The organism is Streptomyces sp. SP18BB07 (assembly GCF_036322545.1).
Taxonomy (GTDB): Bacteria; Actinomycetota; Actinomycetes; order Streptomycetales; family Streptomycetaceae; genus Streptomyces; species Streptomyces deccanensis.
This window is the reverse complement of sequence record NZ_JAQYWT010000363.1, coordinates 388,091-406,690: the sequence shown is the minus strand read 5'-3', so window position 1 is coordinate 406,690 and position 18,600 is coordinate 388,091. Positions and strand designations below refer to the sequence as shown.

The following is an 18,600-nucleotide window of genomic DNA, read 5'->3' as shown; positions in this document are numbered from 1 at the left end:
GGTGTCGGACGGACGTCTGGGACGGACGTGCGGTGCGCCACCAAGCTAGGAAGTTCACGGGTTCCCCGACATTGTCACTTCGGCCACTGCCTCTGAGGGAGGGTCAGCGGGGGCGCCCGTACGGTGTCTCGCCTCTGGTGACCGACTCACGGGTGCCGTCCGGGAAGCGGATGTCCACGTCTCCGTCGGCGCCGACGCTCGCGCTCGCTCCGGTGTGCGGGGTGTCCGGGTCGCCGCTGAGCAGGACGAGGGTGACCAGGAGCGATTCCCTCCCACCGGGTGCCGTCCGCCCTTCGAGGACGGGCGTCGCCGAGTGGTGCCCGTAGGCGTTCGTCCCGGCGGCCCCCACGACCGTCCCGGTGCCGTCGCCCCAGCCGTGCAGGCCCACGAGCGCGCTGGTCAGGCCGTCCGCCCGGCGGGCCACTGCCCAGCCCGGCCCGGACGTCCCCTCCGGCGGCCCGTCGTCGTCCGCCACGGCCCAGCCCCCTTCGCGTACGGGCGTGTCGGCCGGGGCGTGGACGCGGTGGACCCTGACCTCCCAGGGGCCGTGCACCACGCTGACCGTCTCGATGTCGCCGTCCTCGCCGCCGTACCGGGACGCGGCCCGGCGGCCCTCGGCGCCCAGGGGGTGGATATGGCCCCGTGGGGAGGGGGTGCCGTCGGGTGCGAGCAGGGCGAGGTGGTTGTCGGGGACCGTGGCCGGGGCCGACGGGGTCTCGGGCGCCGTGGCGCTGGAGTAGGCGAGCCGGGCGTAGTGCGGGCTGTCGTCGGCGGTGGCGGGCGGCGGCGGCAACCGGTCGCTGCCGTGGTTGACGAGCCGTACGAGGCCGTCGGCGGCGGTGGTGTGCAGCAGCCAGCCGGGGCCGGGCAGGGCGAGCGTGGTGTCGTCGGTGTCGATCGGCGCGGGCTCCTCCGGTGCGGTCCACACGGGGTGGCTCTCGGGCAGCAGCAGGCCGAGGAAGGCCTTGCTCGCCCAGTACGGCGAGGCGGGGCCCGAGTAGCGCTGGGTGACGGGGAGGAAGGGCCGGTACCAGCCCAGGGTGAGCAGGCCCCGCTCGTCGGGCACACCCCGCTCCGCGAAGTGCCGCAGGGCACCGGAGGCGAGCCGTCTGGTGCGGCCCGGCGGCAGGGGCGTGGCGTCGGCGAGGACGCCCGCCCACAGCGGGGCGGTGGTCGCGAAACGGTAGGTGAGGGAGCGGCCTTGGTGGACCGGGCCGCCGTCGGCGCCGAAGAAGTGCTGGTGGGCGGCGAGGAACTCGCGCAGTCGCGCCCGGTGCCGGGCCACCGCGGCCGCGTCCGCCCGGGGGCCGGCGATCCGCGCCCACAGCACCGGATACAGGTGCAGCGCCCAGCCGTTGTAGTAGTCGAACTTCCGCCCGTCGCCGTCGGTGTACCAGCCGCCGCCCCGGTACCAGTCCTCCAGCCGGGCGAGCCCCGCGTCGATCTCGGCGCGGCTGTGCGGGGCGCCGACCGAGGCGAGGAACTCCTCGGTGATCACCTGGAAGAGCCGCCAGTTGGAGTCGTTGACGTCCGCGCCGACGAATCCGCCCAGCCAGTCGACGACCCGGGCGCGCACCCCGTCGTCGAGCCGGTCCCACAGCCACGGGCGCGTCTCGTGCAGGGCGATCGCGATCGACGCGGCCTCCACCATGGGCTGCGCCCGGTCGGTGATCGCCGGCCACCGCTCGTCACCGCCTGCGGGGTCGGTCCCGGCGGCGAGCCCGGCCGCGTACCGCTCGATCAGCGCGGGGCCCACCCGGCCCGCCGAGCCCGCGATCCGGAACGCGGCGAGGAGGAAGGACCGCGCGAACCCTTCGAGGCCGTCGGACACGGGCCCGGAGTGACTGGCCCGCCCCGGCAGCCGGTACTGCGCGAGGCCCGGCGAGGCGTAGGGGACCAGCCCGTCGAGCAGCCGGTCGGCGAGCGCCTCCCAGTGGGCGCGGGTCCAGCCGGTGAGGGGGGAGAGAAGGTGGTCGGCGGACGGAAGCATCGAGTTGTCGGCAGGCGACAGGTGCGGCGCGGTCATGGGGAAGTGCGTCCTCCGTGATTTGTTGAGAGGGGCCAGGGCAGCGCGCCCCGATAGGGGCGCGGGGAACTGCGCGACCAGCCATCCACGACCCGCACCGTCAAGACGGCCCCCTTGGAGGCCCCACACTCCGCCGCACGACGATGTGCGTGCCCAGCACATGCCGCCCCCCTACCCCCCGCTCGGGATCCCGCAGAGCGATCCGCACCGCCGCCCGCCCCAACTCCTCCGCCGGCGTACGCACCGTCGTGAGCGGCGGATCGAAGTCCTCGGCCAGCGGGATGTCGTTGTACCCGACCACCGAGATGTCGTCGGGAACGCTCAGCCCGGCCTCGGCGATCGCGCGGAGCGCGCCCGCCGCGACCATGTCGTCCCCCGCGAACACGGCCGTGAACTCCCGTGTCTCCTTGAGCAGTTCGGTCATCGCCCGCAGCCCGGCGGGGCGTCCGAGGCCGCAGTCGACGACCCGCGCGGCCTCGGGCGGCAGCCCGTGTTCCGCCAGCGCGGCCCGGTATCCCGCGACGCGGGCGTCGAGCGCCGTGTTGCCGGGGAGCCCGCCGAGGAAGACGATCCTGCGGTGCCCGGCCGACAGCAGATGCGCGGTGATCGCCCGCGCCCCCGCCTCGTTGTCGAACTCGACGACCAGCGCCGGTATCCCGGGGTCGGGGGCCGGCCGCCCGCAGAGCACGAGCCGGGCCCCGGAGGCGTCCAGGGCCTGCGCGTACTGGGCCACGCGCGAGCGGTACGCGTCGTCCTCGACGACCCCGCCGACCAGGATCACCAGCCGCGCCCCCTCCTCGCGCATCAGCCGGACGAAGTCCATCTCCCGCTGCGGGTCTCCCCCGGTCGCGCCGACCACGCACAGCCAGCCCCGGTCGGCGGCCTCCGCCTCCACGCCCTCGGCGACCTGGGCGTAGAAGGGGCTGGTGACCTGGCGGACGACGACGGCGGCCATCTTGCGGCCGCCGCCGACCAGGGCGCGGGCGTGCGCGTTGGCGACGTAGTCGAGGTCGCGGGCGGCGCGCAGGACGCGGGCCCGGGTGGCGGCGGGCACCGGATGGTTGCCGCTGAGCGCGCGGGAGGCGGTGGCCGTCGACACCCCCGCCCGCACGGCGACCTCCCGGATCGTGACCCGCCCCTTGACCACCGGCTCCTTGGACTCCGTGTCCTTGGACTCCGTGTTCTCGGGCGCCATGTCGTTCCCCATCCCCCGGGTCTCCTGTTCCGCTGCCGTCGGCCGCAGGCCGTCGCTCATGTGTTGGCCGCGTAGTCCTTCGCGAACTCCTCGGCCATTCTGTCGCCGCCCCGCTGCCGCCACTTCTTCACGGTCGCGTCCCATTCCGAGAGCGGGAGCCGACCGGCGACGATGCCGGTGAGCGTGTCCTCGACGAGGGCCTTGAGCGTGGCGCCCTGGGAGTTCTTCGTGGCCGACTGGAGCCCGAAGGAGGCGTTGCGGACGGCGCGCGGCACGACCTCCCGCTGCCAGGTGTGCAGGGCCCGTACGGCGTCCGGCATGCCCGGCACGAACAGCACCTGCGGGCCCTCGGCGAGGTACTTCAGCGGCAGGTTGGTGTTGTTCTCGACCTCGCCGAGCTTGGTGACCTGCGGGGAGCCGTCCGCCCCTCGGGTGAAGTGGGTGCCCTCGACGCCGTAGTGGACGAGTTCCCACTCCTCGCTGCCGAAGGGCGCGGCGAGGTAGTCGAGGATGCGCAGCAGCAGTTCGATCCGTTCCTTCTTCGCCTTCTTCAGCACGGTGTAGCCGAAGGAGCGGCGGGCGGCGACGATCCCGCCGGGCTCGCCGCCGACGCTGTACGGGAGGGCGGCCGCGGGGGTCAACTTGCCCTTGCTCTCACGGTACTTGGGCAGGTACGCGCCGAAGCCGTCCTGCATCGAGCCGACCGTGCCGTTGTAGTAGAGGGTGGTCAGGTCGATCTGGGAGACGGAGGTGGCGTCGGGATGGTACGAGCCGTCCTGGCGCAGCCGGGCCTGGAAGGCGACGGCCGCCTTGAAGCGCTCGTCGGCCCAGGCGGGTTCGAAGGTGCCGTCCTTGGTGACGGACCACTCCATGGGGGCGTTGTGGGCCGCCGCGTGGACGGCGTTGCCGAAGAGGGAGCCGGCCGCGGCTCCGAGGGCGTAGGTGCGTCCGGCGGTGGCCCGCTTCGCGACGGCCGCGAAGTCGTCGGCGCTCCAGCCCTCCCGCATGCCCGCGTCGGTGAACATGCCCTGGTTGAGCCAGAGCGTGGAGCCGGGCAGGGGGCGTTCCAGCGGGATGCCGTAGAGGAGGCCGCCGATGCGGCCCATGTCCCGCCAGGCGTGGGTGGGGATGTTGGCGAGGTTCGGGTAGTCGGCGATCGCGTCGCCGGAGAGGTACGGCGTGAGGTCCTCGGCCCGGCGGCGGACGAACTCGGCCTCGCGGGGCAGGACGAAGCCGGAGAAGACGTTGATGATGTCGGGGAGGGTGTCGGGGTCGCCGGCCATCACCGTCGCCATCTTCTTCTGGTAGTCGGCCTGGGGGACGATCGTGTACTCGATCTTCACCCCGAGGGCCTTCTCGACCGCCGCCCAGAACCGGTTGGCGGAGGCGGGCTTCGGGGGCGTACCGAACGACACGGACAGGACCTTGACGGTGGAGCCGTCGCCCGGGGTGCGGGAGACGCTTTTCGCCAGGTCGGCGGGGTAGGCGGTGTAGCCCGCCTGGACGCCGGCCTCGGTGGGCGCGAGGTCCGGCTTGGGGCCGCGCGCGGGGGTGTACGTCGGCCAGGGCGCGAGCTTCTTGCCCGCGTTGGAGACGTCGCTGTCGCCGGAGCTCGTGGAGCAGGCGGTCAGCACGCCCGGGACGGAGGCGGCGGCCAGGGAACCGAGCAGAGTACGTCGGGACATGCTGGGCATGGGTGAACCCCTCGTGTCGGCCTGAATCGGCGTGGGTCAGCTCTTGATGGCGCCGGTGAGCACGCCCTTGGTGAAGTACTTCTGGAGGAAGGGGTAGACGAGCAGGATCGGTACGGTGGCGATCACCAGCACCGCCATCTGCACGGTCTGCGGCGCGGTCACCGTGCCCTCGCCGGTCGTCGCGTCGGTGAGCCCCGAACCGGCCACCACATAGGTGCGCAGCACCTGTTGGAGGGGCCAGTGGTCGCTCTCCAGGTACAGCGAGGCGTAGAACCAGGAGTTCCAGTACGCCACCGCGTAGAACAGCCCGACGACGGCGAGCGCGGCCTTGGACAGCGGCAGCACGACGGAGAACAGCACCCGCCAATCGCCCGCCCCGTCCAGGCGCGCGGCCTCGTACAGCTCCTCGGGGATGCCCTGGAAGAAGCCGCGCAGCACGATCAGGTTGAAGACGTTCACCAGGACCGGCAGGACCAGGGAGGCGTAACTGTCCAGCAGGCCCAGCTCCTTGACCAGGAGGAAGCTCGGGATCATGCCGGGCGGGAAGAGGAAGGTGAACAGGATGAGCAGCAGCGCCGGCCGGCCTCCGAAGACGCCGGGCCGGGAGAGCGCGTAGGCGAGGGTGACGGTGCAGGCGAGGCTGAGGAGGGTGCCGACGATCGTCACTCCCGCGCTGACGCCGAGGGCGTGGGTGACGATGCCGCCGTCGAGGATGTCGCGGTAGGCGTCGAGGCTGGGCTCGGTCGGCCAGAGGACCCAGCCGCCGTTCGCCACGACCTCGTCCGTGGAGGCCAGCGAGGTGGACACGATCACCAGGAACGGGACGCACACCAGCAGCACGACGGCGACGAGGGCGACCGCCTTGGCGACCTGGGTCACCGGCTTCGGCTTCTCCAGCCAGCCCGGTCGAGTCTGGGCGCTCACTTGTAGACCCCCTGTTCGCCGAGGCGGTGGGCGACCTTGTTGGCGGCGTACACGAGCAGCGCGCCGATGACGCCCTTGAACAGGCCCGCGGCGGCGGCGAACCCGTAGTCGCCGCCGACGATGCCCTGGTAGTAGACGAAGGTGTCGATGATCTCGGCGGCCTCCGGGCCGACCGCGTCGCGCTGGAGCAGCATCTGCTCGAAGCCGACGGAGAGAATGTCGCCGAGCCGCATGATGAGCAGCAGCACGATCACTGGGCGGATGGCGGGCAGCGTGACGTGCCAGAACCGCCGCCAGGGGCCGGCCCCGTCGATCGCGGCGGCCTCGTACTGCTGCTCGTCGACCTGGGCGAGGGCGGCGAGGAAGATGATCGTGCCCCAGCCGGCGTCTTTCCAGATGACCTGGGCGACGGTGAGCGGCCGGAAGGCGTCCGGGTTGCCGATGATGTCGACGGTGCTCAACCCCATGCCGTCGAGGGAGGAGTTGAGCAGTCCGGTGTCGCCGAGCACCTGTTGGAACAGGGCGACGACGATCACCCAGGAGATGAAGTGCGGCAGGTACGCCACCGACTGCACGAAGCGGCGGACGCTGCTGAAGGTGAGGCTGTGCAGCAGCAGGGCGAGGCCGAGCGGCACCGGGAAGTAGAAGACGAGCTGGAGGACGGCGATCCAGAGGGTGTTGAGGACGGCCGCCCAGAACGCCCCGTCCTCGAACATGCGCTGGAAGTTGCCCGCGCCGACCCAGGGGCTGGCCCAGATGCCGTCGAACGGCACGTACTCCTTGAACGCGATGAGGTTGCCGGCCAGCGCGCCGTAGTGGAACAGGAGGAAGTAGGCGAGGCCGGGGAGCATGAGCAGGACCAGTGCACGCGATTGGAAGCGTTTTCGGCTTGGTCGCACATCGTCCGCTCGATGAATGGTCGCGCTGTCCTCCTCTGCACCTGCACGTTCCCGTAGTAACGCGCCCACGGGTCCCCCTCACATCTCGACGTCGGAGTGATGGGAAGTTAAAACGTTTTCAGTGGACGGTCAACAGCCCTGACACAAAAGGCCCGTTGACCCGATGACCGGATCCGGCCGCCCCGCCTCCATGGCTTCACACCGCCTCACCGATCCGTACAGGGCTTCTCCGCACTGTTCGCAGTCCGGAACTCGCCCCTTCATTTGACATGTCATTGACACGGCTTTGGGGGGCCTTGGTAGACAGTTGCGCCCGGCGATTCCTGTGCGACCCCTGTGCTCACGGGGAACAAGGAGCCCTTCATGGCAGCCTTAGACCACACCCGCGTCCGTATCCGCCTCCGCCGCGTCCGTCTGCGCCGTTTCCGCCTCCGCGCCGCCCTGGTCGGCACCGTGGCCACGGCCCTGATCATCGGCAGCGCCCCGGCCACGCCCGCCGGAACCGGCGAGGCGAGACCCGCCGCCGCAGCCGAACCCGACACCAGCGACCCCCGCGAGGGCTGGAGACCCGCCGGCGAACTCGCCGCGGACGAGGACGACCCGTACCTGCTCGATCGCCTCTTCGGCGACGACGAGGACGGCGAGGAGATCGACCGGGGCGACGACCGGAAGCCGCCCCGTATCGGCCTGGACCGCTCCCGGGGCTCGTCCTCCCTGACCCACCGTGGCGTCACGGGCGAGGCCGGCAGCGTCCGTATCGCCGCGCCCCGGACCACGCACGCCACCGGCGCCGACCTCTCCTGGAGCCCGTACCGGGGCAAGGACCTGCGGGAGTACGAGGTCCACCGCGCCTCGAAGAAGGACTTCACCCCGACCGACGAGACCCTCCTCGCCCCCGTCGACCGCGACACCCGCACCTTCGCCGACCGCACCGCGCCCCCGGCGCTCGACGGCGCAGGCAAGAGCGAGGGCAAGGGCAAGACCTACCACTACCGCGTAGTCGTCCGCACCCAGCAGGGCACGCTGCTGGCGGGCCCGGCGCGGGCGGTGGAGCTGCCCGCCGTCGGCCAGGTGGTCAAGGGCGACAAGCTGCTCGCCGCCCCCGAGGGCGAGACCTACTTCCTGCCGTACACGCCGGCGCGGATGATCCCCGGCGAGAAGGCCACCGTCGAGGCGACCCTCACCAACACCACGGACACGGTGTGGAAGAAGGGCGAGCGCGTCCTGTCGTACCGCTGGTACCTGGACGGCAAGGACGTCACCCACCTCCTCAACAAGGACGCCACCCCGCTGCCGAAGGACGTCGCGCCCGGCGAGACCGTCACCTTCGACGCCGAGCTCAAGGCCCCCGTCCTCGTCGACCCGCTCGACAAGCGGCTCACCTTCGGCCTGGAGTGGGACCTGCGGGAGAAGGCCACCGGCGACTGGCTGTCCGAGACCGACGGGGTGCCGCCCTCGAAGCACCAGGTGACCGCCGAGTACCCGACCTCCGACCAGCTCGGCCTGGAGGACTTCCACTCCTACGCCGGCAAGAACACCGGCGCGGGCTCGGCGCTGATGAGCAACCTTCACGCGGGCAACGCGGTGTGGTCCTACAACGCCTTCTCGAATCCGTCGCTCGGCTTCTCGACCTTCCTGCGGCTGGCCTACAACTCGCAGGACGCGTCCAGCACTCCGGCCGGTTTCGGCTGGTCGCTGCAGGCCTCCTCGCCGGTCCGGCTGGGCACGCCGCTGGACTTCCACCCGACCGCGCTGCTGCCCAAGCAGATCACGCTGACCGACGGCGACGGCACCAGCCATGTCTTCAGCAAGAACAAGAAGGGCGAGTGGGACTCCCCCGCCGGCGTCCACTTCCGGGTCAAACAGCTGGAGAAGGACTGTCTGCTCCACCCCCACCAGCGCGAGGCCTGGGAGTTCCTGCGCCCGGACCGGACCCGGTTCCTCTTCGACTGCCAGGGCTATCCGAGCGCCCAGGTGGACAAGAACGGCAACCGGATGGAGTTCACCTACGAGGAGCGGCTGCTCGGGCACCCGTCCAAGCTGCTGAAGTACGTCACCGACGCCGAGGGCCGGCGCACGCTCACCGTCGACTACTGGGAGAAGGGCGAGGCGTACTCGTACGTCGACAAGGACGGTGAGGTCAAGGAAGGCAAGCACCTCCTCAACCCGTTCATCATCGACAAGGTTCGGTCGGTCACCGACATCTCCGGGCGTCGGGTCGACTTCACCTTCACGGAGAAGGGGCTGCTGGCACGGCTGACGGACGGCGCGAACGCGGCCGAGGAGAAGCGCAAGGTCTTCACGTTCCAGTACGGCAAGGAGTTCGACCACCCCGGCGTGAAGCTGGTCCAGGTCACCGACCCGCGCGGCAACTTCTCGAAGGTGGACTACGTCGGCCCGCACGACGACAAGGACCAGCTGCACTACCTCGGGTACACCAAGGCGGTCACGGACCGGCTCGGCGGTGTGACCGCGTACCGCTACGAGGACCCCGACGGCCATGACGGCAAGGGGACCGAGACGGTCGTCACCGACGCCGAGGGCAACCCCAGCACCCAGCGGATGGACGGCTACGGCCGTCCCGTCAAGCTCACCGACGCCAAGAAGCGCACCACCAAGCTGGGTTGGGACGCCGACAACAACGTCACGCGCCTGGAGGAGAACAACGGCGCCGCCCGCACCTGGACGTACGACCCGAAGACGGGCTATCCGCTTCAGAGCCGGGACGCGGAGTCGGTGAAGAACGACCGGCCCACCGCCACGCTCACCTACGCGACCGGTGAGAACGGCTACATCGCCGACCTGGTGCGCCGGGTCTCCCCGGAGGGCCGTACCTGGCGGTTCGGCTACGACGCGCGCGGCAACATGACCTCGGTCACCGACCCGAAGGGCGTGGCGAGCGAACCCGCGGACGACTACACCTCCACCAACGCCTACGACGCCCGGGGACGGCTCGTCTCCGCGACCGACGCGAACGAGCACACCACGAAGTTCGAGGACTACGACCCGTCCGGCTATCCGCGGGTGATCGTCGACGCCCTCGGCAACCGCACGCGGACGACGTACGACGTGCGCGGCAACGTCACCGAGGTCGAGGAGGCCGACGGGGCGACGACCACGCAGACGTACGACGTGTTCGCACGTCCGCTGGAGAACCGCAGGCCGAAGGACCAGCAGGCGGGCGAGTTCATCGTCACGCCCGCGCCGAAGTACGACGTGAACGACAACACGCTCGTCTTCACCGCCCCCAACGGGGTGTCGAGCAGCAGCCAGTTCGACGCCGCCGACCAGCTGCTGAAGTCCAGCCAGCCCGGCGACGAGGAGGGCGCGCCCCCACGGGTGTCGACCTTCACCTACGACAAGGTCGGCAACCAGCTCACCTCCACGGAACCGAAGGGCAACCTGACCGAGGAGCCCGGGGACTTCACCTCGACGACGCGGTACGACGAGGTCTACCAGCCGATCGAGGCGGTCAACGCGGCGGGCAGGCGCGCCTCGGCCGTCTACAACGACGTCGGTGACCTGGTGAAGGTCGTCGACGCCCGCAAGAACGAGACCGACGACCCCGACGACTACACCACCAAGTTCCGCTACGACCTCGACCACCGGCTCCTGGAGACGACCGACGCCATCGGCAAGTCGACGACGAGCGCGTACGACTGGGACGGTCTGACCACCGCCACCACCGACGCGGACGGCAACCGCACCGAGCTGGTCCTCGACGCCCGCGGCGCCCTCGCCGAGGCGCGGGTCCCGCACGACGACGGCGTGGTGCGCAAGACCCGCTTCGAGTACGACGAGGTCGGCAACCAGACCCGGGTCGTCACCCCGCGCGGCATGGAGACCGAGGACCCGAAGGACTTCGCCTCCGAGACCGTCTACGACGAGCTGAACCGCGTCAAGGAGACCCTGAGCCCCTTCGACCCCGACGACGACCGCTACAACACCCCCGACCGCACGACGTACGAGTACGACGCGCTGAGCCGGGTGAAGAAGGTCAGCGCCCCGCCGTCCGAGGGACAGAGCGTCCGCAACGAGACGGAGTACACCTACTTCGACACCGGCCTGGTCAGGACGTCGGTCGACGCCTTCGACATCAGGAACTCCTACCGGTACAACGACCTCGGCCAGCAGATCCAGAACACCCTGAGCAGCGCGGGCGACGCGGTCTCCCGCACCCTCGACTCCTCCTTCTACCCGAGCGGCGCCCTCAAGTCCCGCTCGGACGACGGGGTCCCGGTGGGTCTCCAGGTCGCCCTGGTCGACAACAGCGACATCAACAACACGGCGCAGCAGGGCACGTGGGCCGCGGTCGACGCCGAGGGCTCGTACGGCTACAACGCGCAGACACACGCGCCCGGTGAGGGCGAGAACCGCTTCGTCTGGCAGCTGACGATCCCGCAGGCCGGCGACTACACGGTCTACGTCCGCCACCCGAAGGTCGACGGGGCGGCGAAGGACGCCGCGTACGAGATCAAGCACAAGGACGGCACCGAGACCAAGACCCTCGACCAGAGCGAACTCCCCGGTGAATGGCGCTCCCTGGGCAAGTACGCCTTCGCCGAGGACACCGGTCAGGCCATCACCCTCACCGACAAGGCGACCGGCACGGTGGTCGCGGACGCGGTGCGGCTGGTCCGCGACTACGAGGGTGACACCGACAACGAGAAGAAGGACTTCTCCTACCGCTACGACGCCAACGGCAACCAGATCGAGATCGTCGACAACAGCCCCGGCGTAGAGACCGACCGCTACACCCTGGCCTACGACGAGCTCAACCAGCTCACCGAGGTGGTGGAGCACGACGGCGACAGCGTCCGCGACAAGACGGCCCTGACCTATGACGCCAACGGCAACACGCTGACGACGACCCACGACCTGACCTGGAGCAAGCTGGAGTACGACGAGCTGGACCGGGTCGAGCGCATCACCAACGCGGCGTCGCCGACGGCGGACGACCGCCAGGTCACCTCGGTGGAGTACACGGCCAGGGGCGAGCTGGCGAAGCAGACGAAGCCGAACGGCAACGTCCTGACCGTCGACTACTACCTCGACGGCGCGACGAGGAAGACCACGGAACGGCAGTCCGACGACACCCTCGTCGCCGAACACGCCCTGAAGTACAACGCCAACGGCCACAAGGTCGAGGACGTCCTGAAGCTGATGGACGCGGACGACCACGGCTCCACGATCGACAACACGTACGCGTACACGTACGACCCGCAGGACCGCATCGCCAAGGTCGTGAAGACCGGCGACGACGAGAAGACGGAGGAGTACCGGCACGACGCGGCCGGAAACGTGGTCCGGCAGACGGTCGACGACACGACCACCACCCACCGCTACGACCGCAACCGCCTCCTGACCTCCACGGCGGACGGCGCGTCCTCGACGTACAACTACGACCCGCTGGGCCGCCTCGACACCGTCTCCTTCGGCGGCGAGACGATCCAGAAGTACCGCTACGACGGCTTCGACCGTCCGGAGTCGATCACGTCGGGCACCGGTGACGCGGCCCGGACGACCCGTATGACGTACGACGCGTTCGACCGCACGGTGAAGGAGTCGGTCGGCAGCGGCGACGACGCGAAGACCACGCTCTTCACCTACCTGGGCATCACCTCGAACTCCCTGAGGGAGGAGGTGACGGACGAGGGCGTCACGTCCTTCCAGTACGCGTCCTGGGGCCAGAAGCTGACGCAGATCAAGGACGAGGAGGACAAGGACCCGGAGACCACGCAGTACCTCTACCACCCGCACGGTGACGTGGAGGCGCTGACCGACAAGGACGGCGACACCAAGACCACGTACGGCTACACGGCGTACGGCAAGAACGACACGGCCCAGTTCACGGGCGCGGACAAGCCGGGGGCGGGGGGCGAGGCCGCGGAGCCGTACAACTCGTACCGCTTCAACTCGAAGCGCTACGACACGGCATCGGGCACGTACGACATGGGGTTCCGCACCTACGACCCGGGCCTGAACCGCTTCCTCACCCGTGACATGTACGGCGGGGCCCTGGCGGACATGGGCCTGACGATGGACCCGTACACCGGCAACCGCTACGCGTTCGCCGGCGGCAACCCGATCTCCTTCATCGAGATCGACGGCCATCTGTTCGGCCTCTCCTGGTCCGACATCGGTCACGCCGCCCTGGACGTGGTCGGCCTCATCCCGGTCGTCGGCGAGGCGGCGGACCTGGCCAACTGCGGCTGGTACGCGGCCGAGGGCGAATACGTCGACGCGGCCCTCTCCTGCGCCTCGGCGATCCCGTTCGCGGGGTACGGGGCGACGGCGGCGAAGGCGGCGCGGTACGGGGACAAGGCCCTGGACGCGATCGACACGGCGAGTGACACGGCCCGGGCGGCGGACAACGTGGCGGACGCGGGACGGGCGGCGGACACCCCGCCGACCGGCGGCACCCCGGATGCCCCCACCACCCCGAAGGACCCGGCCCCGGCCGACCCCGCCCCTGCACCGGCCAACCCGGCACCCGCTCCGGCACCGGCCCCGCCGAAGGCCCCGGAACCGCCGCCGGCCAGCGGCGCTGCCTGCCAGCTGGCGAACAGTTTCGTCCCGGGCACCCAGGTACTGATGGCCGACGGCACCACGAAGGCCATCGAGGACATCGAGACCGGTGACAGGGTCGCCGCCTCCGACGTGGAGACGGACGATGCTCAGAGCCGCACCGTCACCCGTACGATCGAGGGTGACGGCACCAAGCAGCTGGTCACGATCACCGTCGACACCGACGGTCGCGCGGGTGACGGCACCTCCACGATCACGGCCACCGACGGTCACCCGTTCTGGCGGCCCGACCTGGGTCTGTGGGTCGACGCCGGCGAGCTGCGGCCGGGCCAGTGGCTGAGCACGGGCAGCGGCAGCTGGATCCGCGTCACAGCCGTCGAGGAGCGGTCGGCACGGGCGACGGTGCACAACTTCACCGTCGACGGTCTGCACACCTACTTCGTGCTGGCGGGCGCGACACCGGTCCTCGTCCACAACGTCGGCCGGCAGGAGTGCATGGCCGAGGTCTCCTCCATGAACAAGGTGACCTCGGGCATCCTGGACATCCAGGTCGACGAGGTGCCCTTCGCCAGTGGTCCGAACTCCGGCGGGTTCATCGACGACATCGCCCGGGTGCCGGGCATGACCGCCGAGAACTTCCATCACGTCGAGATGCAGGCCGCCGCGTACATGCGGTTGAACGAGATCGGACAGGGAGTCCTCTACATCAATCATCCGCGCGGTGTCTGCGGATTCTGCAACGGGCGGGCCTACGGGGGTGGCGTCAACATCGAGGACGCGCTGCCGCCCGGTGCGCAGCTGTGGGTGGTGGCGGCGGGGCTGCCGACGAGGAGGTTCACCGGAAACGCCAGGTGAGTCGGGCCCCGCGTCAGAACGGGAGGTCGTCGGCGCTGACGTCGGCCGACGGCCTCCGGTCCGCACCGGCGGGGACATAGCTCTCCAGGCCCGAGCGGTATCGCCGGACATCCGCGCCGGCAGCCACGGCGACGGTCAGCATCCAGCTCGGCTCGCCGCCGTCGGGCACATATCCGGCGGGCGGTGGAGCGACCCTGGCCAGGGCGTCCTCTCCGCAGTACAACCGGGCCGAGGGGCTCTCGTTCGCGAACGGAGGGAACGGCAGGGCGGTGAAAGTGGTCAGCGCGTCCCGGAGGACCGGTTCCGGCACCACCGCGGAGAACTTGGAGTCCGCGCCGAGCATCGCCTCGCGCACGGTGGAGTGCAGCAGGAACCCCTCCAGCGGCTCTCCGGAGTCCCGCCAGAGATCCGAGCCCAGCTCCCTGACATGGACCGGGTGTCCTTCCTGGGCCGGATCGACCGCCCAGTGGTAGCCCCCCTGGTTCTCGACCCAGAAGACGATCATCCCGTCGTCGGATCTCTCCAACTCGGCCAACGGAACCGGGTATTCCTGGAAGACGACGTCCACACCGGTCGCCGCCGCCGCCTCGTGCCAGTCGATCAGCTCCAGCGGAATGCCCGGAACCGACGGACCGGCGGGAAGAGCCCCCCGCGCCCCCTCGCCACCGCGTCCGTACCAGCGGGCCAGGAACGATCTGACGCTGTCACGCCGGGGATCCGTCAGCTCTTCCATGCCGGAATCCTAGGACACCTCACCCGACGACCCGACCGTTCAGCACCACCCTCGACGGCGCCCCCAGCACCCGTACGTCCGCGCGGGGGTCCTCGCCGTAGACGACCAGGTCCGCCGGGGCGCCCTCGGTCAGGCCGGGGCGGCCCAGCCATTCGCGGGCGTGCCAGGTGGTCGCCGCGAGGGCCTCGACGGGCGGGATGCCGGCCTTGACCAGTTCCGCCACCTCCTCCGCCACCAGGCCGTGGGCCAGGGAGCCGCCCGCGTCCGTGCCGACGTAGACCGGGATCCCGGCGTCGTAGGCGTTGCGGACGGTGTCGTAGCGGCGTTCGTGGAGGCGGCGCATGTGCGCGGCCCAGTTCGGGAACTTGGCCTCGCCGCCGTCCGCCATGGACGGGAAGGTGGCGATGTTGACCAGGGTCGGGACGATCGCGACGCCTCGGGAGGCGAAGAGGGGGATCAGGTCGTCCGTCAGGCCCGTCGCGTGTTCGACGCAGTCGATGCCCGCCTCGACGAGGTCGCGGAGGGACGACTCGGCGAAGCAGTGGGCCGTCACGCGGGCGCCCAGGAGGTGCGCCTCCGTGATCGCCGCCTCGACCGCCTCACGCGGCCAGCACGGCGACAGGTCGCCCAGCCCCCGGTCGATCCAGTCCCCCACCAGCTTCACCCAGCCGTCCCCGCGCCGGGCCTCCTGGGCGACGTACGCGACGAGTTCCTCCGGCTCGATCTCGTGGGCGAAGTTGCGGATGTAGCGGCGGGTGCGGGCGATGTGGCGGCCCGCGCGGATGATGTTCGGCAGGTCGTCGCGGTCGTCGATCCAGCGGGTGTCGGAGGGGGAACCCGCGTCGCGGATCAGCAGGGTGCCCGCGTCGCGGTCGGTGAGGGCCTGCTTCTCCGCGACGTCCTTTGGGACCGGGCCGTGGGGGCCGAGGCCGACGTGGCAGTGCGCGTCGACCAGGCCGGGGAGGGCCCAGCCGTCGACGGTACGGATGTCGCCGGTGGCGGCTGGGCGGTCGTAGGAGATCCGGCCGTCGATGACCCAGAGTTCGTCCCGGACGTCCTCTGGGCCTACGAGGATCCGGCCTTTTACATGCAGCACCGGCAGATCGTTCATGCCACGCACGATAGTTCTTCAGGCGCGGGTTCGTTGTGGCTGATCGCGCAGTTCCCCGCGCCCCTTACGGGGCGCTGTCGTTCTCCTCCACATTCGCCATCGCCGGGTCCAGCAGGCGGGAGAGGAAGTGGCGGGTTCGCTCGTGGCTCGGGTTGCCGATGACCTGGGCCGGGGTGCCGTCCTCGACGATCACGCCGTCGTCCATGAAGACCACGCGGTCGGCGACCTCCTTCGCGAAGGTCATCTCGTGGGTCACCACCATCATCGTCATGCCGTCCTGGGCGAGCATGCGCATGACCGCCAGGACGTCGCCCACCAGCTCCGGGTCGAGCGCCGAGGTCGGCTCGTCGAAGAGCATCACCTCGGGGCCCATCGACAGCGCGCGGGCGATCGCCACGCGTTGCTGCTGGCCGCCGGAGAGGGAGGCGGGGTAGGCGTCCGCCTTCTCCGACAGGCCCACCCGGGACAGGTTCTCCGCCGCCACCTCCGCCGCCGTCGCCTTGTCCCGCTTCAGGACCCGGCGCTGCGGCAGCGTGAGGTTCTCGGTCACCGTGAGGTGCGGGAAGAGGTTGAACTGCTGGAAGACCATGCCGATGCGGCGGCGTACGGCGTCGATGTCGACGTCGGGGTCCGTCAGTTCCGTACCGCCGACGAAGACCTGGCCCTTCGTCGGCTCCTCCAGGAGGTTCACACAGCGCAGCAGGGTCGACTTGCCGGAGCCCGACGGGCCGATGACGCACACCACCTCGCCCCGCCCGATCTCCAGGTCGATGCCCTTCAGCACCTCGTTGGCGCCGAAGGACTTGTGCAGGCCTCGGACCTCGATCTCCGCCCTGGTACTCATTTCACGGCCTCCTGGGCCTTCGCCTCCATACGGCGTACGACGAAACCGAGCGGGATGGTCACCAGCAGGTAGCACAGGCCGGCGACCAGGATCGGTGTGGAGTTGGCGGTGGTGCTGGCCAGATCACGGCCGTACTTGGACAGTTCGCGTTCCTCCAGCGTGACACCGAGGAACAGGACCAGCGAGGAGTCCTTGAACAGCAGGACCAGTTCGTTGGTGAGCGGCGGCAGGATGATCCGGAACGCCTGCGGAATGATGATCGAGACCATCGCGCGGGCGGGCGAGAAGCCCAGCGAACGGGCCGCCTCCAGCTGGCCCTTGGGGACCGCCTGGATGCCGGCGCGGATCGTCTCCGCCATGTACGCGGCGGCCACCAGGCCGAGCGCGAGCGCCACCTTGCCGTAGGTGCCGCCGGGGATCTCGGTGCCGGGGAAGGCCAGCGGCACGGCGACGCCGATGAAGATGAAGATCAGCAGGGCGGGCAGGCCCCGGAAGATCTCGATGTAGACCCCGGCGAACCAGCGGTACGGGCCCACCGACGACAGCCGCATCAGCGCGATGACCATGCCGAGGACGAGCCCGAACACGAAGCCGGACAGCGTGTAGAGGACGGTGTTCTTCAGCGCCAGTGTGATGACGTCGGGGAACATCTGCTCCGCGATATCCCACTGGGCGAACTGGTTCTTCAGCCGGGCCCAGTCCGCCGACACCGCGAAGGCGACGACGGCGGCGACGAACAGCGCGTACTGCGCACCCCGGGAGAGGGTGCGCTTCTGGCTCCGGCTCAGGCCCTTCCTCTTCGGCTGGAGCGGTGTGTCCGTGCCGGTCCCGCTCATGAGGCCGACGGGGAGGCCGAGGCGGCGCTCTCGTCGTACGGGCCGATCCACTGCTCGTACAGCTTCTTGTACGTGCCGTCGGACTTGGCCTCCGACAGCGCCTTGTTGATGGCGGTGACGAGCTTGGTGTTGCCCTTCTTGACCGTGAAGCCGTACTCCTCGCCGGTGTTGACCTGCTCGGCGACCTCGAAGGCGTCGGCGTTCGCCTTGTCCTTCAGCCAGCCCTGGACGACCGGGTAGTCGATGATCACGGCGTCGACCTGCTTGGTGCGCAGACCGTTGAGGACGGCGTCGGAGGACTCGAAGGAGACGGAGTCGATGCCCTTGCTCTTGGCGTAGTCCTCGCCGGTGGTCTGTGCCTGGGTGCCGACCTTCTTGCCCTTGAGGTCGGCGAAGGAGGCGATACCGGCGCTCTTGTCGGCGAGGACGGCCTGCGTCGCCTCGAAGTACGGGTCGGAGAAGTCGACGTTCTTCTTGCGCTCGTCGGTGATCGTCATACCGGCGGCGGCGAGGTCGCACTCACCGGAGTTCAGGAAGGCGCCCGTCTTGAAGTTCTCGAAGGGGGTGTCGAGGATCTCCTGCTTCACCCCCAGGTCCTCGGCGACGAGGTCGATCAGGGCCACGTCGAAGCCCTGCACCTTGCCGTCGATCTCAGACTGGAACGGCGGGTACGGGAGGTGGGTGCAGGTCGTGAGCTGACCGGCCTTCACCAGCTCGACCCCGCCGGCCGCGGTCTTGGTGCCACCGCTGCCGCCGTCGCCGTCCGACGAACAGCCGGCCACGAGCAGCAGTCCGGCCGCGGCGGTGGTGGCGGCCAGGATGCGGGTCCGGCGTCCGGGGACCGAGTTCACGGGGAGACCTCCTGTGAGGGAACTGAGAGACGATCGATTATAAGGAAATGTTTGACTTGCTCAAATCATTCCCATGGCTACCGAGACGTTCGACCTCGGAAGTC

The 18,600-nt window shown here is 70.1% G+C and carries 11 protein-coding genes; 1 reads left to right on the top strand and 10 read right to left on the bottom strand.

From position 1 onward, the window contains the following. Positions 1–103: 103 nt before the first annotated feature. From PUR53_RS42965 to PUR53_RS42945, 5 genes are all read right to left on the bottom strand, one after another. Positions 104–2,026 (bottom strand): DUF2264 domain-containing protein, encoded by a 1,923-nt coding sequence (locus PUR53_RS42965; RefSeq protein ID WP_329912140.1) that lies wholly within the window; start codon positions 2,024–2,026, stop codon positions 104–106. Between the two features lie 100 nt (positions 2,027–2,126). Then, complete coding sequence (locus tag PUR53_RS42960) at positions 2,127–3,221, bottom strand: LacI family DNA-binding transcriptional regulator (protein ID WP_329899332.1); 1,095 nt, start codon at positions 3,219–3,221, stop codon at positions 2,127–2,129. Between the two features lie 56 nt (positions 3,222–3,277). Then, entirely contained in the window at positions 3,278–4,915 is a 1,638-nt protein-coding gene (locus tag PUR53_RS42955; RefSeq protein ID WP_329899249.1) for a sugar ABC transporter substrate-binding protein, read from the bottom strand. Between the two features lie 36 nt (positions 4,916–4,951). Next, complete coding sequence (locus PUR53_RS42950; protein ID WP_329899248.1) at positions 4,952–5,839, bottom strand: carbohydrate ABC transporter permease; 888 nt, start codon at positions 5,837–5,839, stop codon at positions 4,952–4,954. Continuing rightward, positions 5,836–6,690 carry an ABC transporter permease gene (locus tag PUR53_RS42945; protein WP_329899247.1) on the bottom strand — a complete coding sequence of 285 codons (855 nt, stop codon included), beginning with the start codon at positions 6,688–6,690 and terminating at the stop codon, positions 5,836–5,838. Before PUR53_RS42945 ends, PUR53_RS42950 begins: the two co-directional genes overlap by 4 nt. Positions 6,691–7,101: 411 nt before the next feature. Between PUR53_RS42945 and PUR53_RS42940 the strand changes: the two genes are divergently transcribed. Continuing rightward, entirely contained in the window at positions 7,102–14,121 is a 7,020-nt protein-coding gene (locus PUR53_RS42940; RefSeq protein ID WP_329912139.1) for a golvesin C-terminal-like domain-containing protein, read from the top strand. Between the two features lie 13 nt (positions 14,122–14,134). Here PUR53_RS42940 and PUR53_RS42935 read toward each other — a convergent pair whose 3' ends face one another. From PUR53_RS42935 to PUR53_RS42915, 5 genes are all read right to left on the bottom strand, one after another. After that, the gene (locus PUR53_RS42935) at positions 14,135–14,854 is read right to left on the bottom strand and encodes a hypothetical protein (RefSeq protein WP_329912138.1); all 720 of its coding nucleotides are present in this window, start codon (positions 14,852–14,854) and stop codon (positions 14,135–14,137) included. 19 nt (positions 14,855–14,873) lie between these two features. Beyond that, positions 14,874–15,965 (bottom strand): amidohydrolase family protein, encoded by a 1,092-nt coding sequence (locus PUR53_RS42930; RefSeq protein ID WP_329899244.1) that lies wholly within the window; start codon positions 15,963–15,965, stop codon positions 14,874–14,876. 64 nt (positions 15,966–16,029) lie between these two features. Continuing rightward, positions 16,030–16,809: an amino acid ABC transporter ATP-binding protein gene (locus tag PUR53_RS42925; RefSeq protein ID WP_329899243.1), complete on the bottom strand. Its 780-nt coding sequence runs from the start codon at positions 16,807–16,809 to the stop codon at positions 16,030–16,032. Then, complete coding sequence (locus PUR53_RS42920; RefSeq protein ID WP_329899242.1) at positions 16,806–17,645, bottom strand: amino acid ABC transporter permease; 840 nt, start codon at positions 17,643–17,645, stop codon at positions 16,806–16,808. The genes PUR53_RS42925 and PUR53_RS42920 overlap by 4 nt, the downstream gene beginning before the upstream one ends. After that, entirely contained in the window at positions 17,642–18,496 is an 855-nt protein-coding gene (locus PUR53_RS42915; protein ID WP_329899241.1) for a transporter substrate-binding domain-containing protein, read from the bottom strand. Before PUR53_RS42915 ends, PUR53_RS42920 begins: the two co-directional genes overlap by 4 nt. Positions 18,497–18,600 lie beyond the last annotated feature (104 nt).

Excerpts from the sequence above, each read along its gene's own strand:
- PUR53_RS42925 (WP_329899243.1), bottom strand. The coding sequence starts at position 16,809 with ATGAGTACCAGGGCGGAGATCGAGGTCCGAGGCCTGCACAAGTCCTTC.
- PUR53_RS42965 (WP_329912140.1), bottom strand. The coding sequence starts at position 2,026 with ATGACCGCGCCGCACCTGTCGCCTGCCGACAACTCGATGCTTCCGTCC.
- PUR53_RS42930 (WP_329899244.1), bottom strand. The coding sequence starts at position 15,965 with ATGAACGATCTGCCGGTGCTGCATGTAAAAGGCCGGATCCTCGTAGGC.
- PUR53_RS42935 (WP_329912138.1), bottom strand. The coding sequence starts at position 14,854 with ATGGAAGAGCTGACGGATCCCCGGCGTGACAGCGTCAGATCGTTCCTG.
- PUR53_RS42955 (WP_329899249.1), bottom strand. The coding sequence starts at position 4,915 with ATGCCCAGCATGTCCCGACGTACTCTGCTCGGTTCCCTGGCCGCCGCC.
- PUR53_RS42940 (WP_329912139.1), top strand. The coding sequence starts at position 7,102 with ATGGCAGCCTTAGACCACACCCGCGTCCGTATCCGCCTCCGCCGCGTC.
- PUR53_RS42960 (WP_329899332.1), bottom strand. The coding sequence starts at position 3,221 with ATGGCGCCCGAGAACACGGAGTCCAAGGACACGGAGTCCAAGGAGCCG.
- PUR53_RS42920 (WP_329899242.1), bottom strand. The coding sequence starts at position 17,645 with ATGAGCGGGACCGGCACGGACACACCGCTCCAGCCGAAGAGGAAGGGC.
- PUR53_RS42945 (WP_329899247.1), bottom strand. The coding sequence starts at position 6,690 with ATGCTCCCCGGCCTCGCCTACTTCCTCCTGTTCCACTACGGCGCGCTG.